14 protein-coding genes are annotated in these 17,208 nt (G+C 70.5%); 11 read left to right on the forward strand and 3 right to left on the reverse strand.

Going from position 1 to position 17,208, the window contains the following annotated elements:
- Nucleotides 1-15: 15 nt before the first annotated feature.
- Complete coding sequence (locus tag ACYVC6_RS17550) at nt 16-1,143, reverse strand: class I SAM-dependent methyltransferase (protein ID WP_460715729.1); 1,128 nt, start codon at nt 1,141-1,143, stop codon at nt 16-18.
- A gap of 146 nt (nt 1,144-1,289) precedes the next feature.
- Between ACYVC6_RS17550 and ACYVC6_RS17555 the strand changes: the two genes are divergently transcribed.
- Nucleotides 1,290-2,015 (forward strand): PIG-L deacetylase family protein, encoded by a 726-nt coding sequence (locus ACYVC6_RS17555; RefSeq protein WP_460715730.1) that lies wholly within the window; start codon nt 1,290-1,292, stop codon nt 2,013-2,015.
- A gap of 6 nt (nt 2,016-2,021) precedes the next feature.
- A complete protein-coding gene (locus ACYVC6_RS17560) occupies nt 2,022-4,967 on the forward strand; it encodes a BTAD domain-containing putative transcriptional regulator (RefSeq protein WP_460715731.1) in 2,946 nt (981 codons plus the stop codon).
- Between the two features lie 34 nt (nt 4,968-5,001).
- Here the strand turns inward: ACYVC6_RS17560 and ACYVC6_RS17565 are convergent, their stop codons facing one another.
- Nucleotides 5,002-5,481: a GNAT family N-acetyltransferase gene (locus ACYVC6_RS17565; protein ID WP_460715732.1), complete on the reverse strand. Its 480-nt coding sequence runs from the start codon at nt 5,479-5,481 to the stop codon at nt 5,002-5,004.
- A 24-nt stretch (nt 5,482-5,505) separates the two neighbouring features.
- On the opposite strand from ACYVC6_RS17565, the gene ACYVC6_RS17570 reads away from it, so the two are divergent.
- Complete coding sequence (locus tag ACYVC6_RS17570) at nt 5,506-6,045, forward strand: HIT family protein (RefSeq protein WP_460715733.1); 540 nt, start codon at nt 5,506-5,508, stop codon at nt 6,043-6,045.
- A 7-nt stretch (nt 6,046-6,052) separates the two neighbouring features.
- Here ACYVC6_RS17570 and ACYVC6_RS17575 read toward each other — a convergent pair whose 3' ends face one another.
- On the reverse strand, nt 6,053-6,193 hold the full coding sequence (locus ACYVC6_RS17575) for a hypothetical protein (protein WP_460715734.1): 141 nt from the start codon (nt 6,191-6,193) through the stop codon (nt 6,053-6,055).
- Nucleotides 6,194-6,362: 169 nt separating this feature from the next.
- Here ACYVC6_RS17575 and ACYVC6_RS17580 point away from each other — a divergent pair, with 169 nt between their 5' ends.
- The 8 genes from ACYVC6_RS17580 to ACYVC6_RS17615 all read left to right on the forward strand — a co-directional run bounded on the left by ACYVC6_RS17580 (nt 6,363) and on the right by ACYVC6_RS17615 (nt 17,169).
- The gene (locus ACYVC6_RS17580; protein ID WP_460715736.1) at nt 6,363-6,977 is read left to right on the forward strand and encodes an antibiotic biosynthesis monooxygenase; all 615 of its coding nucleotides are present in this window, start codon (nt 6,363-6,365) and stop codon (nt 6,975-6,977) included.
- 51 nt (nt 6,978-7,028) lie between these two features.
- A complete protein-coding gene (gene pgsA, locus ACYVC6_RS17585; protein ID WP_460715738.1) occupies nt 7,029-7,673 on the forward strand; it encodes a phosphatidylinositol phosphate synthase in 645 nt (214 codons plus the stop codon).
- Nucleotides 7,674-7,682: 9 nt separating this feature from the next.
- A complete protein-coding gene (pdxS, locus tag ACYVC6_RS17590) occupies nt 7,683-8,588 on the forward strand; it encodes a pyridoxal 5'-phosphate synthase lyase subunit PdxS (RefSeq protein WP_460715739.1) in 906 nt (301 codons plus the stop codon).
- Nucleotides 8,589-10,106, forward strand: coding sequence for a carboxylesterase/lipase family protein (locus ACYVC6_RS17595; protein WP_460715740.1), 1,518 nt, complete (start codon nt 8,589-8,591; stop codon nt 10,104-10,106). It begins immediately after the preceding gene.
- A gap of 198 nt (nt 10,107-10,304) precedes the next feature.
- The gene (locus ACYVC6_RS17600) at nt 10,305-10,781 is read left to right on the forward strand and encodes a hypothetical protein (RefSeq protein WP_460715741.1); all 477 of its coding nucleotides are present in this window, start codon (nt 10,305-10,307) and stop codon (nt 10,779-10,781) included.
- Nucleotides 10,782-10,859: 78 nt separating this feature from the next.
- Nucleotides 10,860-11,402 carry a hypothetical protein gene (locus ACYVC6_RS17605; RefSeq protein WP_460715742.1) on the forward strand — a complete coding sequence of 181 codons (543 nt, stop codon included), beginning with the start codon at nt 10,860-10,862 and terminating at the stop codon, nt 11,400-11,402.
- Nucleotides 11,399-11,893: a hypothetical protein gene (locus tag ACYVC6_RS17610; protein ID WP_460715743.1), complete on the forward strand. Its 495-nt coding sequence runs from the start codon at nt 11,399-11,401 to the stop codon at nt 11,891-11,893. The genes ACYVC6_RS17605 and ACYVC6_RS17610 overlap by 4 nt, the downstream gene beginning before the upstream one ends.
- Complete coding sequence (locus ACYVC6_RS17615; protein WP_460715744.1) at nt 11,890-17,169, forward strand: LamG-like jellyroll fold domain-containing protein; 5,280 nt, start codon at nt 11,890-11,892, stop codon at nt 17,167-17,169. The genes ACYVC6_RS17610 and ACYVC6_RS17615 overlap by 4 nt, the downstream gene beginning before the upstream one ends.
- Nucleotides 17,170-17,208 lie beyond the last annotated feature (39 nt).

Consider the following 17,208-nt stretch of genomic DNA (forward strand, 5'->3'; position numbering starts at 1 on the left):
TCCCGGCTCTCCGCCTCAGGCGCGGGCGGTGATCACCATGTTGAAGGCCGACTCGGTGACCTTCTTGGCGTTCGGGAACCCACCGTCGGCGAACGCCTTCAGCGTCCGCTTGGGGCCGGCCTGGTTGCCCAGTGCCGGGCCGCCCTGGGACATCGCGTTGGGGACGCACAGGTTGTGGCCCGACGCGTACCAGACCAGGCCGAGAGGGTGGAGGTTGTCCTCCAGCCGGTCGCCGGCGTTGGGCTCCACGGCGAAGAACCAACCGTCCTCGGCGAGGTGGGCCTTGGCGTGCGCCAGGGCACCCACGGGGTCACCCAGGTCGTGCAGGGTGTCGAACATGCAGATGAGGTCGTAGGTGCCGTCGTAGGCCTGGGCCTCGGCGACCTCGAAGGTGACCCGGTCGGCCACGCCCGCGCCGTTCGCTGCGATCTGGGCGCGGCGCACGGACTCCTCGTGGAGGTCGATCCCCACGAAGGTCGAGGCCGGGAACGCCTCGGCCAGTGCGATGGTCGCGGTACCCAGCCCGCAACCCACGTCGAGGACGCGGATCCCCGACTCCAGGCGGGCGGCCAGCTCCGGCTCGGCCGCCAGCCACTCCGGGACCAGCACGTTGCGGAACGCCGGGCGGAAGAACCGCTCGAACCCCACGAACAGCCGCGAGTCGTGCTCGTGCCACCCGAGGCCCTCGCCGCTGGCGTAGCCGTGCGCCAGCTCGTCGACGGTCGGCCAGACCGAGGCGAGCACTTCGAACCCGGAGGCCATGAACGCCGGGCCGTCCTCGTCGGCGAGGACCAGGGCGTGCTCGGGCGGCAGGGTGAACGACTGGGTGGCGGGGTCGTACGTGACGTAGCCGGCGGCGGCCTGCGCGGCGAGCCACTCCCGCACGTAGCGCTCGGTGTAGCCGAGGCGCTGGGCCAGCTCGACGCTGGTGCTCCCGGGATGCGCCGCGAGATCGCGCCACAGACCGATCCGGTAGCCCAGGTAGGCGAGCAGGGTGTTGTGCCCGATGCCGAGGTCGTTGACGATCTTCCCGGCGAACTCCTCGACCTTGGCCTCGTCGATCGGGGCCGCCGGGGCCTCGTGCTCCGCGAGCTCGTTCGAGACCTCCGTCGTGGTCTGGTCGTGGGTGGCGATTGTGCTCATGATGGTCCTCTCGTCGTGGCGGACCCGGATGGCCCGCCGACGCCGTCCACGCTCGGGTATCCGTCTGGCACGACGCTGTCGTGGCGCACTCACCTGTCCGTGGGCCGTGACAGCGGCGTGACAGTCGCGGCCAGCAGGATGGAGCCATGACCGTCACCGACTTCGCCTGGCTGGGCACCACGATGGTGGTGTGGGCCCACCCGGACGACGAGACCTACCTGAGCGGAGGGACCGCGGCAGCTCTTGTGGACCTCGGTCACCGAGTCGTCGCCGTCACCGCGACCCGCGGCGACGCCGGTGGTGAGGACACCACACCGGCAGGCCGGGCAGTGACCGCGGAGCTACGCACCACGGAGCTCGAGCAGGCCCTCCACGTCCTCGGCGTGACCGAGCACTACTGGCTGGGCTACGAGGACGGGCGGTGTGCGGAGGCCGACCCGGAGCCCGCCGTAAGCTGCCTGGCCGATCTTCTCGACGACGTGCACCCGGACACGGTTCTGACCTTCGGGCCGGACGGGTTCACCGGGCACCCGGACCATCGCGCAGTGAGCGGGTGGGTCGACCTCGCGCTGTCTCGCAGCACGGCCTCGCCCCGGTTGCTGCACGCTGTGGCCACCGAGCAGGACCGCGTCGACCCGCAGCTCGACCAGGACTTCGGCGTCTACGAGCTCGGCCAGCCGCGAATCGTCGAGCCGGGCGAGCTGGCCCTGCGGCTGGCCCTCGACGCTGCGTCGCTGCGGCGCAAGGTGACTGCCCTGCAGGCGCAGGCCTCGCAGACGGGCAGACTGATCGAGGCGGTCGGCCTGGACCGGTTCTCGGCATGGGTCGCGGTCGAGGCGTTCGCGGAGCCGGCCGCGGTCGCGGCAGACTGAGGTCGCATGGACTCCCACCCCCGGTCGCCCGAGGTGTGGGTGGGTGTCCTCGGCCCTCTCGCGCTGCGGGTGGACGGGGCCGATGTCAATGTCCCGGGCGTCCGCCGCCGCACGCTGCTCGCCACCCTGGCGCTGGCGCAGGGCCGGGTGGTCGGAGTCGATCGGCTCATCGACGCGCTCTGGCCCGACGACCCACCCGAGGACGCCGCCCAGGCGCTCTACAACCACATCTCCCGGCTGCGTGGTGACCTGGGGCCAGGCGCGCGGCGGCTCATCCGCCGTGGCGCCGGCTACGTGCTCGAGCTCGCCGACGACGAGCTCGACGCGAACGTGGTCCGGGTGGCATCGGACGGGCTGGCCGGGCAGTCGCCCGAACGCGTCCTCGCCGAGGCCCAGGAGGCGCTGGACCTGTGGCGCGGCCCCGCGCTCGAGGAGTTCCGGGGCCACCCCGAGCTCGGTGTCGAGGCAGTGGCGCTCGACGAGCTGCGGCTGCGCCTGCACGACGAGATGGTGCGGGCTCGGATCGAGGTCGGTGACGGGACCGCCGTCGCGGACGCGAGCGCGGCGGTCGCGGCAAACCCGCTGCGCGAACGCAGCGTGCTGCTGCTCATGCGAGCGCTGGCCGGTGAGGGCCGTGCGGCGGAGGCGCTGGCAGCCGGCTCCACCTACCGACGTCGCCTGGCCGAGGAGACCGGTCTGGACCCGGGGCCTGCGCTGGGGAGACTCGAGCAGGACATCGCGGCGGGCGGCCTCGCCCCGCGCGGGCAGCCGAGCGCAGGACCTGCGCGCCGCACCGTGGCCCGTCCGTCCGGGCCTTTGGTCGGACGCCAGCAGGACTACGACGAGGTGTTGCGGCTGCTCGCCGGCCACCGGGTGGTCACGGTCACCGGCCCGGGCGGCGTGGGCAAGACCCGGCTCGCGCTCGAGGTCACTGCCGGGCTCGCCGAGGCCGAGCAGGTCGACGCGGTCGTGGTGGACCTCGCCGCCGTCGAGGATGCCAGCCGCCTCCTCCAGGCCGTGGCCTCGACCGTCGGGCTGCGTCTCATCGCTGCGGAGCCGTCCACCCCGCTCGAGGTTGCCGCCGCCTTGGCCGAGAGTCATCTCCTGCTCCTGCTCGACAACGCCGAGCACCTGGCCGAGGCCTGCCGCGACCTCGTCGACGCCATCGACCGGCACGCTCCTGCGGTCCGGGTGCTGGTGACCTCACGCGTGACGCTGCACGCGACGAGCGAGTACGTCATCCGCCTGCAGCCGCTGCCGACGCCACGTGACGTCGGCGACCTCGCGTCCCTCGAGCGGCAGCCGAGCGTGCGGGCGTTCCTCGAGCACGCCCGACGCCGGGACCGCGGCTTCGAGCTGACCGCCGTCGACGCCACACCGCTGGTCGAGATCCTGCAGCACCTCGACGGCCTGCCCCTCGCCATCGAACTGGTCGCCGGGCAGGTGGCGATGCTGCCACTCACCGCTGTGCGCGACCGCTTGAGCCGGTCCCTCGACCTGGCCACCCTGGGCGACGGGCACGAGAACGACCGGCAGCGCACGTTGCGGCTCACGATCCGGTGGTCCTACGACCGCCTGACCTCGGCGCAGCAAGCACTGCTGCGGGCTGTCGCAGCACATCCGGGCGGTGTCGACCTGACGACGGTGGAGGAGATCGCCGACGAGGTTGCTCCCGGGCACGACCCGATGCGCCTCCTGCACGGCCTGGTGGACGCGTCGCTGATCGACGTGGACCCCGGTCGCACCCGTTACCGACTGCTCTACACGGTGCGGACCTTCCTGCAGGAGGAGGTCGTGGCCCTCGGTGAGTCCGCGGACGCCGAGGACGGGTTCCTGCGCTGGGCGGTCCGGGCGGCGGAGGAGATCGGTGCCGGCCTGTACACCTCGACCGAGGGGATGGCCGACCGTCGTCTCCGTGCCGAGCTCGACAACCTACGAGCCGCCCGCGACCTGGCACGCAGCCGCGGACTGCTGGACGAGCGGGTGGAGATCACGTTGGCGCTCGACCAGCCTTCGATCTGGCGCGACCTCCGCGAGGTCTGGTCCTGGTGCCTCGAGCTCGCCGCCGCTCCGGAGACCACCGGTCACCGCCGCGAGGTGGAGATCCTCGGCGCAGGAGCGGAGGCCGCCAGACAGGCAGGGGACTACGACCGTGCCGCCGAGCTGGCGACCCGGGGGCTCGAGATCGCCGGAGAGGCGGGTCACGTCTCGGCGGCGACGGCACGGTGCTGGTCGGCCCTGGCGGCAGTCGCCCACTACCGAGGAGACTTCGCCTCGGCCACCCGGGACTGGGAGCGGAGCGCCCGCGCCGTGGGTGCGACGGCAGCCGGCCTGCTCGCGAGCGCGGCGCTGGCGGCGGCGTACGGCGGCGATCGGGTGCGCGCGGCGGAGCTCCTCGACGAGGCGCGCGCGCACGTGTCGCTGCGGCCGAACGGCAGCAACCATGCGTTCGTGACGTACGTCGAGGGCGAGCTGGCCGCCACCGACGACCCTGAGGCGGCGATCGGCCTCTACACCGCAGCCATCGAGGAAGGCCGCAGCGTGGGTGCCACGTTCGTGGCCGGCGTGGCCGAGGTGGCGCTGGCCTCCCTCCAGGCCCGCGTCGGCGATCCGGCCACGGCTGCGGCGGCCTACCGACGTCTGCTCGACGCCTGGCGAACCAGTGGCCACGGACCCCAGCTGTGGACGACCGCGCGCAACGCAGCGACGCTGCTGCTCACCCACGGTCACTCGCGCGAGGCGGCCCTGCTCCTGCTTCGCGCCGATTCCACTCCGGACGCGGCAGTGGTCGATCCCGAGATCGCCCGGCACAGCGGTCGCAGCTTCGTCGCCGTGGAGTCGGTGATCGACGCCGAGGAGCTGCGCGCACTCCGAGCGGCGGTCGCCACCATGAGCACCAAGGACGTCGTCGAGCTCGCCCGCGAGGCGCTGTCCAGAATCGCGGCGACCTGATGGCTGGACCTTCCCGGGGCCGGCATCCGGTGGTTCACAGCCGCTTGACGTAGCGCCGGCAGGGCGAGGTGTACGTCGCGCCGCCCGCGGTCACGACGTAGGGCAGGTCGCCCTCGTCGACCCAGCCGTGCCGCTCGTAGAAGCGGCGGGCCCGGGCGTTGCCGACGACCACGGCCAGCCACGCCTGCGCATACCCGGCGGCTCGCACCCGGCGTTCGGCCTCCTCGAGCAGCGGGCCGGCGACCCCGGTGCCGTGGTGGGCGGGGTCGACGAAGACCTGCTCGACCTCGTCGCCCACGGTCATCGTGAACCCGACGATCGTCCCGTCGACCTCCGCGACGGTGGTGTCGGCCACCCGGGCCGGCGTCCGCTCGCGGAAGGCCGCCAGGGTGCGCGCCGCGGTGAGACCGTCCGGGACGTGGCCCGGATGAGCCACGTGCCACGCCGCGTGCCAGATCTCGGCCACGGCGGCCATGTCCGCGGCGGTGGCGGGGCGCAGGATCGGAACCGCCATGCTCGCCACCCTAGGGTGGGCGCGATGAGCGACGAGACCATGCAGCAGGACGGCGTGGGCGGGCCCGACGAGCTGGAGCGGCTGTGGACCCCGCACCGGATGGCCTACATCCGCGGCGAGAACAAGCCCACGGACGGCACGGCGGGGGAGTGCCCGTTCTGCCGGATCCCCAGCCTGGGCGACGAGGAAGGGCTGGTGGTGCACCGCGGCGAGGTCACCTACGCCGTCCTCAACCTCTACCCCTACGCGCCGGGACACCTGATGGTGTGCCCCTACCGCCACATCGCCGACTACACCGAGACCACGGACGCGGAGGCGACCGAGATGGCCGACCTCACCCGGCAGGCCATGCGGGTGGTCCGGTCGGTCTCGGGGGCCGACGGCTTCAACATCGGCATGAACCAGGGCCACATCGCCGGCGCCGGCATCGCCGCCCATCTGCACCAGCACGTCGTCCCGCGCTGGCTGGGCGACCAGAACTTCATGCCGATCATCGGGCGCACCAAGACCCTGCCCGAGCTCCTGGTGGACACCCGGGCCCTGCTGGCCGAGGCCTGGGGCTGACCGGCCGCTAACGGCGCTTCTTGGTGGTCAGCTCCTCCATCGAGCTGGTGGACTCACCGGAGGCCTTCGCGCGCTTGTCGGCGCGCTTCTCCTTGATGGACTTCCCTGACTTCGCGGACTTGCTCTGGCGTGGCGACTTGTCGCTCATGGGGGATCCCTCGGTTGGCAGCCTGACTGGCTCCTTGGCTCGACCGTACGCCTGTGCGCCCACCCGCGGTGTCGGGTCGACTGAGTGCCTTGCGCATGGGCAGTGAGGCGAGGAAGGTGGCCAGGAGCGGCGGTGCCGCTCGGGCACTGCCTCAGGAGGGGGAGGACCCATGTTCGCTCGTTCCGTCACGGTCACCGGCAGCCCCGGTGCCATTGACGAAGGCATCACCTACATCCGGGATGAGGTGCAGCCCACGGTCACCCAGATGGATGGGTGTGCAGGAATGTCGCTGGTGGTCGACCGCAGCAGCGGCCGGTGCATCGTGACCAGCTCCTGGGAGACCCGGGAGGCCATGCAGGAAGCTGCCGATCGGCTCGCACCGCTGCGCTCACGCGGTGCCGAGATCATGGGCGGCGAACCGATGATCGACGAGTGGGAGATCGCGATCATGCACCGCGACCACTCGAGCGCGCCGGAGGCGTGCTGCCGGATCACCTGGGGTCGCCCGCCTGACATGGACCGGCACATCGAGATGTTCCGTTCGGAGATCCTGCCGCGCATGGAGGAGACGGAGGGCTTCTGCAGCGCCAGCATGTTCGTTGACCGGTCGGGCGGCCGCATGTGCGGAACGATGACCTTCGACTCCCAGTCCGCGCTCGAGGCGACCAGGGAGCGCGCAGCCATGTTGCGTGAGCAGGCCAGGGCCGCGACGGGGATCGAGTTCCTCGACATCGGGGAGTTCGAGCTCGTCCTCGCACACCTGCACGTGCCAGAGCTGGTCTGAGCAGGCCACATGCGCGCAGTGGTGGGGGCCGACGGTTAGCCTGCCCCCACCATGTTGGACAGATTCAAGGCCTTCTGGCAGGGCGTCATGCTGGCGCCGTTCATCAACCTGTTCATCAGGCTCGGCTTCAGCCCCGACGCCGTCACCGTCGTCGGCACGGTCGGCGCCTCCGCCGGCGCGCTGGTGTTCTTCCCTCAGGGGATGCTCTGGCAGGGCGTGCTGGTGGTCACCGCGTTCGTCTTCAGCGACCTGATCGACGGCGGGATGGCGCGCAAGCTGGGCCGGACGAGCAGCTTCGGGGCGTTCCTCGACTCCACGCTCGACCGAGTCGCCGACGCCGCGCTGTTCGGGGGCATGGCGCTGTTCTTCGCCTGGCAGGCCGAGGACCGGGTCTATCTCGTGGTCACCCTGGTCTGCCTCGTCATGGGCAGCGTGACGTCGTACGCCCGGGCCAAGGGCGAACAGCTCGGCTACGACGCCAAGACCGGCCTGGCCGAGCGTCCGGACCGGCTGGTCGGGCTGCTGGTGCCGGCGTTCTTCGGTGACCTCTTCGACGCCCCGGTCGTCTACGAGGTCGCGCTCTGGCTGATCGCGGTGCTCAGCACGGTCACCGTCGTGCAGCGGATCCTCAAGGTGCGCCGCCAGGCGGTTGCCGGGGTCGATACCGAATCGGCTTCCGGGCCTCGGCAGACCTAGACTCGGAGCATGTCCGAGCAGTCCTCTGAAGAGATCGTCACCGGCACCACCCGGGTCAAGCGCGGCATGGCCGAGATGCTCAAGGGCGGCGTGATCATGGACGTGGTCACGGCCGAGCAGGCCAAGATCGCCGAGGACGCCGGCGCGGTGGCGGTGATGGCGCTCGAGCGAGTGCCGGCGGACATCCGTGCGCAAGGCGGCGTCAGCCGGATGAGCGACCCCGACATGATCGACTCGATCATCGAGTCGGTGTCGATCCCGGTGATGGCCAAGGCGCGGATCGGCCACTTCGCCGAGGCCCAGATCCTCCAGAGCCTCGGCGTCGACTACGTCGACGAGTCCGAGGTCCTCACGCCCGCCGACTACGCCAACCACATCGACAAGTGGGCGTTCACCGTGCCGTTCGTCTGCGGTGCCACCAACCTCGGTGAGGCGCTGCGCCGGATCACCGAGGGCGCGGCGATGATCCGTTCCAAGGGTGAGGCCGGCACCGGCGACGTCTCCAACGCCGTGACCCACATGCGGACCATCCGCGCCGAGATCCGTCGGCTCACCTCGCTGGCCGACGACGAGCTCTACGTCGCCGCCAAGGAGCTGCAGGCGCCCTATGACCTGGTCGTGGAGGTCGCGCGGCGCGGCAAGCTCCCCGTCGTGCTCTTCACCGCCGGTGGCATCGCCACGCCCGCGGACGCCGCGATGATGATGCAGCTCGGCGCCGAGGGCGTCTTCGTCGGCTCGGGCATCTTCAAGTCCGGCAACCCCGCCCAGCGGGCGGAGGCGATCGTCAAGGCGACGACGTTCCACGACGACCCCGACGTGGTGGCCAAGGTGTCCCGCGGGCTCGGTGAGGCCATGGTCGGCATCAACGTCGAGGACATCCCCCAACCCCACCGGTTGGCCGAACGCGGCTGGTAGGTGCACCTCCACCGGGGCCCCCTCGCGATCCTCGCGATCCTCGTGGTCCTGGCCGCGGTGGCTGGTTGTCGGGAAACCACTGGCGCGAGCGCCGACGCGGCGCCGGTCGTGGAGACGGCGGCGGGACCAGTCCGCGGCCTGGCCCACGACGGTATCGAGTCCTGGCTGGGCGTGCCCTACGCCGCCCCGCCGGTCGATGACTTCCGCTGGCGTCCGCCGCAGCCGGTCGAGCCGTGGTCCGAGGTGCGTGACGGCCGTGACTACGGGCCAGTCTGCCTGCAGGGACCGCCGCCGGCCGAGCTCGTGCCCGAGCTCCATGACAGCAGCGAGGACTGCCTCAACCTCAACGTCCACGGGCCGGCCGGCGTCGACGAAGCGCTGCCGGTGATGGTGTGGATCCACGGTGGTGGGTTCGCCTACGGGGCGGGCAGCCAGGCGACGTACAACAGTGCCGCGCTCGTCCGTCGAGGCGTCGTGCTGGTGACCCTCAACTACCGGCTCGGGCGGCTCGGCTTCCTCGCCCACCCGGCCCTGCAGGACGACGGCAGCCGGATCGGCAACTACGGTCTTCTGGACCAGGTGGCCGCCCTGGCGTGGGTGCGGGACAACATCGCGGCGTTCGGTGGCGACCCGGACAACGTGACGGTGTTCGGCGAGTCGGCCGGCGGGATCGCGGTCAACGCCCTGATGGCGTCGCCGTCCGCGGAGGGGCTGTTCGACAGGGCGATCTCCCAGTCCGGCTTCGGCCGGGAGGCGACGCTGGCTTGGGACGACGCGGTGACCGACGCCAGTGCGGCGCTGGAGCCGCTGGTGGGTCCCTCACCCACGGCCGCGGACCTGCGCACGCTCGACGGTGAGCAGGTCATGGACCTCCCGATCAACATCTACAGCGGCAACGTCCCCTTGCTGGACGACGTGCTGCCCAGCCCCGTGCCCGCGGCGTTCATGGCCGGCGACGAGGCCGACGTGCCCTACCTCAACGGCGTCACCACCCTCGAGGTCCCGGACATCCCGGCCGGTGCCGGCGCGGTGGCCGACCCGGTGCGCGCCCGCCTGTTGGCGCAGGACCGTCCGCAGGCGCGCGCGGCCTACGGGAGTGACGAGGAGCTCGAGCGCCACGTCACCTCGGACGTGCTGCTCACCGAGCCCGCCCGCCTCCTGGCCCGCGAGCACGCAGACGACGCGCCCACCTACCGCTACTACTTCGGCATCGCCCCCGACGCCGTGCTGGCCGCCGGCGGAGCCCCACACGGTGCGGAGCTGCCCTTCGTGCTCGACGACACCGCGCGACAGGGGACCCCCGTGCCCGACGCCGACGCGCTGGCCGACCAGGTCTCGGCGCTGTGGGTGGACTTCGCCTCCGACGGTGAGCCCGACGGGTGGCCGACCGCGGACACCGGACAGGTCATGACCTTCACCGTCGACGGCCCGGTCACCGGGCCCGACCCATGGACCGCGCGTCTCGACGTGGTCGAAGCAGCCTTCGCGGCTGTCACAGCAGCCGTTCAGGCGGACTGACCGGTCTATACCGGGCTACACGAATCATCCGATCGGATGAATTTGGTGCCGACCTGGGCCTGTTGGCGCAAAACGGCTACATACCCCCAGGGGTGACGCTTGACTTGTGGTTGCTGGGCCACGGGGCTCGGGGTCCTCCAGCGAGGGCAACAGCACAGGGCGCGCACACGCCCCTCACCATTCAAAGAAGGAGTGGCAATGGCCACCACATCCATCCGGGGACGCTCCAAGCGGATCGGTCTGATCACCGCCGCCCTGATGCTCATCGGCGGCGGCATCGCCTTCGCGTACTGGACTAACAGTGGCTCGGGCACGGGCCAGGCTGAGACCGGCACCAACGCCGCCGTCACTGTCAACCAGGACCCCATCACCGGCCTGTACCCCGGCCAGACGCAGACCCTGTCCGGTGATTTCGACAACCCGAACCCAGGCAACACCTATGTCACCGCCGTGACCGCCACCGGATACACCATCGACGAAGCCCATGTCACAGCCGGCTGCACCGTTGCTGGCGGTCACTACACGCTTGGCGGCACCTCCAACACTCCTGGGGACGTTCCTCCTGGCAACGGAGTGGGCTCGTGGACTGGCCTGACGATCACTATGAACAACCTCGCCACCAACCAGGACGCCTGCAAGGGCGCGATCGTCACCATCACCTACGCCAGCAGCTGATCCACGACTAGCTGAACGATCGGTGGCGGTCCGACCTGAGTGGCGGGCCGCCCCGCGGCAGCATCGTCTGGAGGCGTCATGCGAGCCACGCGACGGCACACGAGGGCCGTCGGCCTGCTCGTCGGCGTGCTGGTGCTCCTGATGGGAGCGCTGCCGGCGCTGGCGTGGCGGCTGATCGACGGTCGGCTGACCTCGGACAACACCGACGGCTGGGCGGCGCGCGAGCGCATCGCCCGGGTGTCCCAGGGCGCCCCGGTGCGGATCACCGGGTCGACCCGTCGACCCGTCGCCCCGGGGACCTCGTCGCGGATCGGCCTGCGCTTCGTCGCCACGTCCTCCAGGACCGTCGTCCTCCACCGGGTGCGGGTCCGCATCATCAGCATCGAGGCGCCCAACGCCGACGCCACGCATCCGTGCAGTCGCGCCGACTTCCGGATCCGGCAGATGGAGCCACGCATGCTCCAGGTGCCCCGCGGCAGGGTGACCACGCTCTGGGACCTCGGCGTCCGCCGCCGTGAGTGGCCGCGACTGACGATGATCAACCGCCCGGTCAACCAGGACGGCTGCAAGGGCGCCCGCCTCACCCTCGGCTACCGAGCCCGCGGAGCGCGGTGGCCATGAGCACCGTCACGAGGCGCGCCCCGCGCGGGCGGACCCCCATCCTCGTTTCGGCCACCGTCCTGACCCTCGTTGTGGCCGGCGTGGCGGTCGCCTACTGGTTGAGCGGCGGATCCGGCACGGGAGCCGCGTCCACCGGCACCATCCAGCCGGTGACGCTGAGCCCGGCCACACCGACGGCCCAGCTCTACCCAGGAGGCCAGGCCTCGGTTGTCCTGACCATCACGAACCCGAACCCCGGCAGTGTCCGCGTCACCTCCTTGGCGCTGGACACCACCCAGGGGACCGGCGGGTTCGCCGTGGACGGTGGGCACTCGACCTGTGGGGTCAGCAGCCTCTCCTACGTCACCCAGAGCAACGGCGGCAACGGCTGGACACTCACCGGGGGACAGGTCCTCTCCGTCACCCTCACCAACGCCCTGTCGATGGCGACCTCGGCCGCCAACGCCTGCCAAGGCGCGAGCTTCACCGTCTACCTGAGGGCGTCCCAGTGAACGGGCGCGTCGCGACGCTCGCGGCCTCGGTCACGATGACCCTGGTCGCCGGCACCGCGTGGGCCTACTGGACCGCCGACTCGACACCCGGGGGCAACGGCGCTACGGCAGCCACGTCCGTCAACCCGGGTGCTCAACCCACTGCGAGCGCGGTCGGACAGTCGGTCACCGTCAGCTGGGCGGCGTCGACCCTGGCCAACGGCCAGCCGGTGGCCGGATACCTGATCAAGCGCTTCGACTCGATCACCCTCGCCGAGCAGACCATCGGCAGTGCCTGCGCGGGTGTGGTCGCCTCGACCTCGTGTGTGGAGGCGAACGTGCCGGGTGGGACGTGGCGCTACAGCGTCACCCCGGTGATCGGCAGCAACTGGCGGGGCGCCGAGAGCACCCGCAGCAGTCCCGTCGTCGTGGTCGGCCTCGACATCACACCGCCGACCAACAACCTCTCACTGTCGTCGGTCACGGGTGGGGCGTTCCTCTCCGGGACCACGGTGTTCTACCGCGGCACAGCCGCCGGGAGCTTCCGCATCACCAACGCGGTCGCCGACGCCGGCTCCGGCCCGGCCAGCAGCCAGACCGCAGCCCTCACCGGCACGGCGTCGGGCTGGACGCACAGCCCGTCCACCGTCTCGACCCCGGCCGGGGGTCCCTACGTCTCCAACCCGTTCTCCTGGAACGCCGGCACCGCCAGCAACCCCGGTGAGGCGGTCACCGGCCGCGACGTGGCCGGCAACACCGCCGTCACCAACCTCAGCTTCAGCAACGACTCGGCCGCGCCGACCGCGGGCACGATCACCTACGCCGACGGCTTCGCGTCCGGGCGCTCGGTGAGCGTCAGCTTCACGACCGGCACCGACACCGGCTCCGGCATCGCGACCAGACGGCTCCAGCGCGCCCAAGCGTCCCTGAACAGCGACCAGACTTGTGGCACTTTCGGCGCCTTCAACAGCATCGGCGCAGACGCCCCCACCTCGCCGTACCTCGATGGCTCGCTGGCCAGTGCCTGCTACATGTACCGCTACGTCGTCACCGACCGGGTCGGCAACCAGCACGTCGCGACCAGCGCCAACGTCGCCAAGATCGGCTACGCCGGGGCTGTCAACACCACCACCGGGCTGCTCAGCCACTGGCGGCTGGGCGAGGCCTCCGCCAGTCTCACCTCCTCCGACTCGTTCACCGGTTCCACCGGGGCCCTGCTGACCAGCCGGACCGGCGAGATCGGCGCCTCCTGGGCGCTCCAGTCGGGCACGAACTCGGAGACGATCAGCGCCCAGGGCCAGGCCTACCGCAACGGGGCCGGCTACGCGATCTACCGGGCATCGGGCGCCCCCTCGTCGGCGGACTACTCGGTCGAGGCCGACCTGGTCGTCAAGTCGAGCCTCCCGACGACGCTCTCAGGGGAGATGGCCGGCGTAATCGGCCGCCTGAACACGGCCACCAACCAGTTCTACATGGCCCGGTGGGAGGAGGCCGACAACAGCTGGAACATCGTGAAGTTCAACAACGGTTCCATCAGCTGGCCGAACTACGTCGCCAACCAGCCCGACCTCCTCGTCGATCACGCCTACCGGGTCAGACTGGAGATGTCGGGTGGCGCGACGACGACGCTCAGGCTCTACGTCAACGGCGTTCTCACGGTGACCGCAACCGACAGCTCCTCCCCGTACACGGGCGCCGGTGTGGCTGGGATCATGGACGGCAACAGCGCGGCCTCGACGACCAAGACCAGCACGACCGGGCTGCACTTCGAGAACTTCCAGGTGACCCCGGCCAGCTACCCGCGGGCGGCCGACAGCAAGGGGACTAACACCGGCGACTACAAGAACGGCGTGACACTGGGAGCAGCGGGCGCCCTCGCGGCCGGGACCAACACGGCGGCGACGTTCGACGGCGTCAACGACTACGTGCAGATGACCGGCACCACCGGGATCCCAACAAACGCCTCCATCCGCTCCACCGAGCTGTGGTTCAAGACTTCGAGCTCGAATCGTCAGGTGCTCTTCCGCTACGGCTCCGGAACCACTGCCCAGGAGTACGGCCTGTGGATCAACGCCGGCGGCACCGCGATGACCGCTTGGGGCTGGGGCGGCGGCAACGACATCCAGTTCACATTGTCCAGCGCGGTCAACGACGGCAACTGGCACCACGTGGTCAAGACCTATGACGGCACGTCGCTCAGGCTCTACGTCGACGGCGCCGCTGTGGGCAACCCGGTGACGGTCACGCGATCCACCGTCATGGACCAGTACGGGTTCGGCATCGGCGCGGTGATCCGGCCCAACGACGGCAACTCCGGCGGCTACTTCCAGGGCTCGATCGACGAGGTCTCCTTCTACACATCGGTGCTCACCCAGACCCAGGTCACCGACCACTACCAGCTCGGCGGCGCACCCCCGGTCGACGCGAGCGGACCCACCGGCGGGTCGATCGACGCCACCGGCCTGACCGGCACCGGATCCCGCTACTCGACGTCGACCACGTTGAGCCTCGCCTTCACCACGGGCACTGACCCCAGCGGCATCGCCACCTCGGGCAACCAGGTGCTCCGGGCTACCGCCACGCTCACCAACGGCGTCTGCGGCACCTTCGGCTCCTCCACGCTGGTCACCGGTGGCAACGACCCGTCGTCGCCGCTCGCCGACACCGTCGCCGACCAGGCCTGCTTCAGGTACGAGTACGTCGTCCAGGACACGGTGGGCAACGCCACGACCTACACCAGCCCGGACATCAAGGTCGACACCACGGCCCCCACGGCGCCGACCCTGACCCACTCAGCTTTCACCAACACCTACTGGAGCGGGTCGGGGACCACGGTCTACTACCGCTCGAACGCCACCACCGGCTCTTTCACCACCACCGCGTCCGCGAGCGACTCGGCGTCCGGTATTGCGAGCTACACCTTCCCGTCCCTCGGCACCAACTGGACCTCGACGCCCGGCGCTCTCGGTGTGAACACCTACTCCTGGACGGCTGCCAGCCCTGCCCCACCGGACACCAAGAACGTCACCGCCAGCAACAACGCCGGGCTGACCTCGGCCAACGCGCCCTTCACGATGACCGCGGACAACACCGCGCCGACTGCCGGGACCATCAGCTACACCGACGGCAGCACCTCCGGGACGACGGTCAGCGTCTCGTTCACGACCGGCACGGACGGCGGTTCGGGCGTCGGGACCCGGTTGCTGCAGCGCGCCTCGGCGCCGTTGACCGGCATCACCTGCGGGACCTACGGCGCGTTCACGACCGTCACCAACGGCACCAACCCCACCTCGCCGGTCACCGACACCATCGCCGCCGGCAGCTGTTACAAGTACCAGTACGTCGTGCGCGACAACGTCGGCAACGAGCACGTCGCCAGCAGCAACAACGTGGCGCACACGGCGTTCGGTGCCCACTGGACCTTCGACGAGGCCAGCGGCAACGCCGCCGACAGCACCGGCAACGGCAACACCGCCACGCTGCAAGCGGGGGCGTCGCGCACGGCCGGCAAGGTCGGCGCCAACGCGCTCAACCTGACGGGAGCGACCAACAGCTGGGCGAGCACCCCGGCGCCGGTGATCGACACCAGCCAGAGCTATACCGTCACCGCGTGGGCGCGCCCGAGTTCGCTCGCGGCCTACCACCAGACGGTCGTCGCTCTCGACGGCAACTCGATCAGCCCCTTCTTCCTGAAGATCGAAGGGGGGCAGTATCTTTTCGCAGCTCGTGGGTCCGACAGCACCGGCTCGACCCTGGCGACGGCGACCGGGGTGGCCGCCACTGCCGGCACCTGGGCACACCTCGCCGCGGTGCATGACAACGCAGCCAACACCATCTCCCTCTACGTCAACGGCGTGCTGCGCAGCACCGTCGCGTTCAACTCGCCGTGGACGGCCAACGGCGTCACGGCGGTCGGCCGGGCCAAGTGGAACGGTGCCAACGTCGACTTCTTCACCGGCGCCATCGACGACGTCCGCCTCTACGACCGTCCCCTCTCCGCGAGCGAGATCGACGACCTGGTCCCTGCCGTGAGCTACTTCGACTCGGTCCAGGCGACCGCGGGGTTGCTGAGCCACTACCGGCTCGGCGAGACGACCACCTCCGCCGATGCGATGGCCGGGACCGCGGGTGCCACCCTCCAGAGCCGCAACGGTGAGACGGGCGCGGCCTGGACCAAGCACGGACTCTCGGATGCGGCAGGGGACGCCGTCTTGACCAGTGCTGGCCGGCTCCGCAAGGGCGGCTCGTCGACCTGGAACTCTCTCTATCACGCCTCCGGGGTGCCGGCATCCCCCGACTACACGGTCGAAGCGGACTTCTACGTGGCGTCCCACGTCCCCGACGACAGGGTCGGCGTGGTTGGCCGGATGGACCCGAACGTGGCCAACGGCACCTACTACCTGGCGCGCTACGAGCAGGTCGCCCAGAAGTGGATCCTGTACAAGAGGCTCAACGGCTCGTGGGACTGGCTGGGTGAGTATGCACAGACACTGACGCAGGGAGCGACGTACCGGCTCGCCCTCGACATGAACGGCACCACGATCCGGGTCCTGGTCGACGGCGTTCAGCGCATCTCGGTCACTGACGGCGGCATCACCGACAAGGGCTTCGGAGGCGTGAGCTTCGGGTTCGGCAACTCGGGAACGACCATCACCAACACCACCGGCTACCACCTCGACAACTTCCGAATCAGCCCACCACTGGCGGACAGCAAGGGCACCAACCACGGCGACTACTTCAGTGGCGTGACCCTTGGCGTGGCCGGAGCCATCTCCGGCGACTCCAACACCGCCGCGACCTTCGACGGGTCCAACGATTTCGGAACGGTGACCAGGCAGATCGCCGACGACTTCTCGATCGAATTCTGGTTCAAGTCCACCCAGAACTTCGGGTCGACCTGCACCCAGTGGTGGCAGGGGGCCGGCCTCGTCGACGCTGAAGTCGGTGGGATGACAAACGACTTCGGCGTCTCCCTGTGCCAGGGCAAGGTCATCGGCGGTGTCGGCGGCACCTCGGAAGTGAGCGTCGTGTCCGGGGCGCTCAACAACGGTGCCTGGCACCACGTCGTGTTCACCCGCACCAGGTCCACCGGTGCCCTGGCGTTGTACGTCGACGGCGTCTCTGCAGGAACGGCGACCGGCGGCACGACGTCCCTCACGGCCCCGGCCAACATCAACTTCGGACGACTCGCGACCGGGACCCAGTATTACGCGGGGTCGCTGGACGAGGTCGCGATCTACAACACCGTCCTGACCGCCGGCACTGTCGCGGACCACTACGCCGCCGGGACGCCCTGAGAGCTCCGCACCCTAGGTGGTCTAGATGTCCTTGAGGCG

It is taken from the genome of Nocardioides dilutus, assembly GCF_054779555.1.

Excerpts from the sequence above, each read along its gene's own strand:
- ACYVC6_RS17550 (WP_460715729.1), bottom strand. The coding sequence starts at position 1,143 with ATGAGCACAATCGCCACCCACGACCAGACCACGACGGAGGTCTCGAAC.
- ACYVC6_RS17555 (WP_460715730.1), top strand. The coding sequence starts at position 1,290 with ATGACCGTCACCGACTTCGCCTGGCTGGGCACCACGATGGTGGTGTGG.
- ACYVC6_RS17560 (WP_460715731.1), top strand. The coding sequence starts at position 2,022 with ATGGACTCCCACCCCCGGTCGCCCGAGGTGTGGGTGGGTGTCCTCGGC.
- ACYVC6_RS17565 (WP_460715732.1), bottom strand. The coding sequence starts at position 5,481 with ATGGCGGTTCCGATCCTGCGCCCCGCCACCGCCGCGGACATGGCCGCC.
- ACYVC6_RS17570 (WP_460715733.1), top strand. The coding sequence starts at position 5,506 with ATGAGCGACGAGACCATGCAGCAGGACGGCGTGGGCGGGCCCGACGAG.
- ACYVC6_RS17575 (WP_460715734.1), bottom strand. The coding sequence starts at position 6,193 with ATGAGCGACAAGTCGCCACGCCAGAGCAAGTCCGCGAAGTCAGGGAAG.
- ACYVC6_RS17580 (WP_460715736.1), top strand. The coding sequence starts at position 6,363 with ATGTTCGCTCGTTCCGTCACGGTCACCGGCAGCCCCGGTGCCATTGAC.
- pgsA (WP_460715738.1), top strand. The coding sequence starts at position 7,029 with ATGTTGGACAGATTCAAGGCCTTCTGGCAGGGCGTCATGCTGGCGCCG.
- pdxS (WP_460715739.1), top strand. The coding sequence starts at position 7,683 with ATGTCCGAGCAGTCCTCTGAAGAGATCGTCACCGGCACCACCCGGGTC.
- ACYVC6_RS17600 (WP_460715741.1), top strand. The coding sequence starts at position 10,305 with ATGGCCACCACATCCATCCGGGGACGCTCCAAGCGGATCGGTCTGATC.
- ACYVC6_RS17605 (WP_460715742.1), top strand. The coding sequence starts at position 10,860 with ATGCGAGCCACGCGACGGCACACGAGGGCCGTCGGCCTGCTCGTCGGC.
- ACYVC6_RS17610 (WP_460715743.1), top strand. The coding sequence starts at position 11,399 with ATGAGCACCGTCACGAGGCGCGCCCCGCGCGGGCGGACCCCCATCCTC.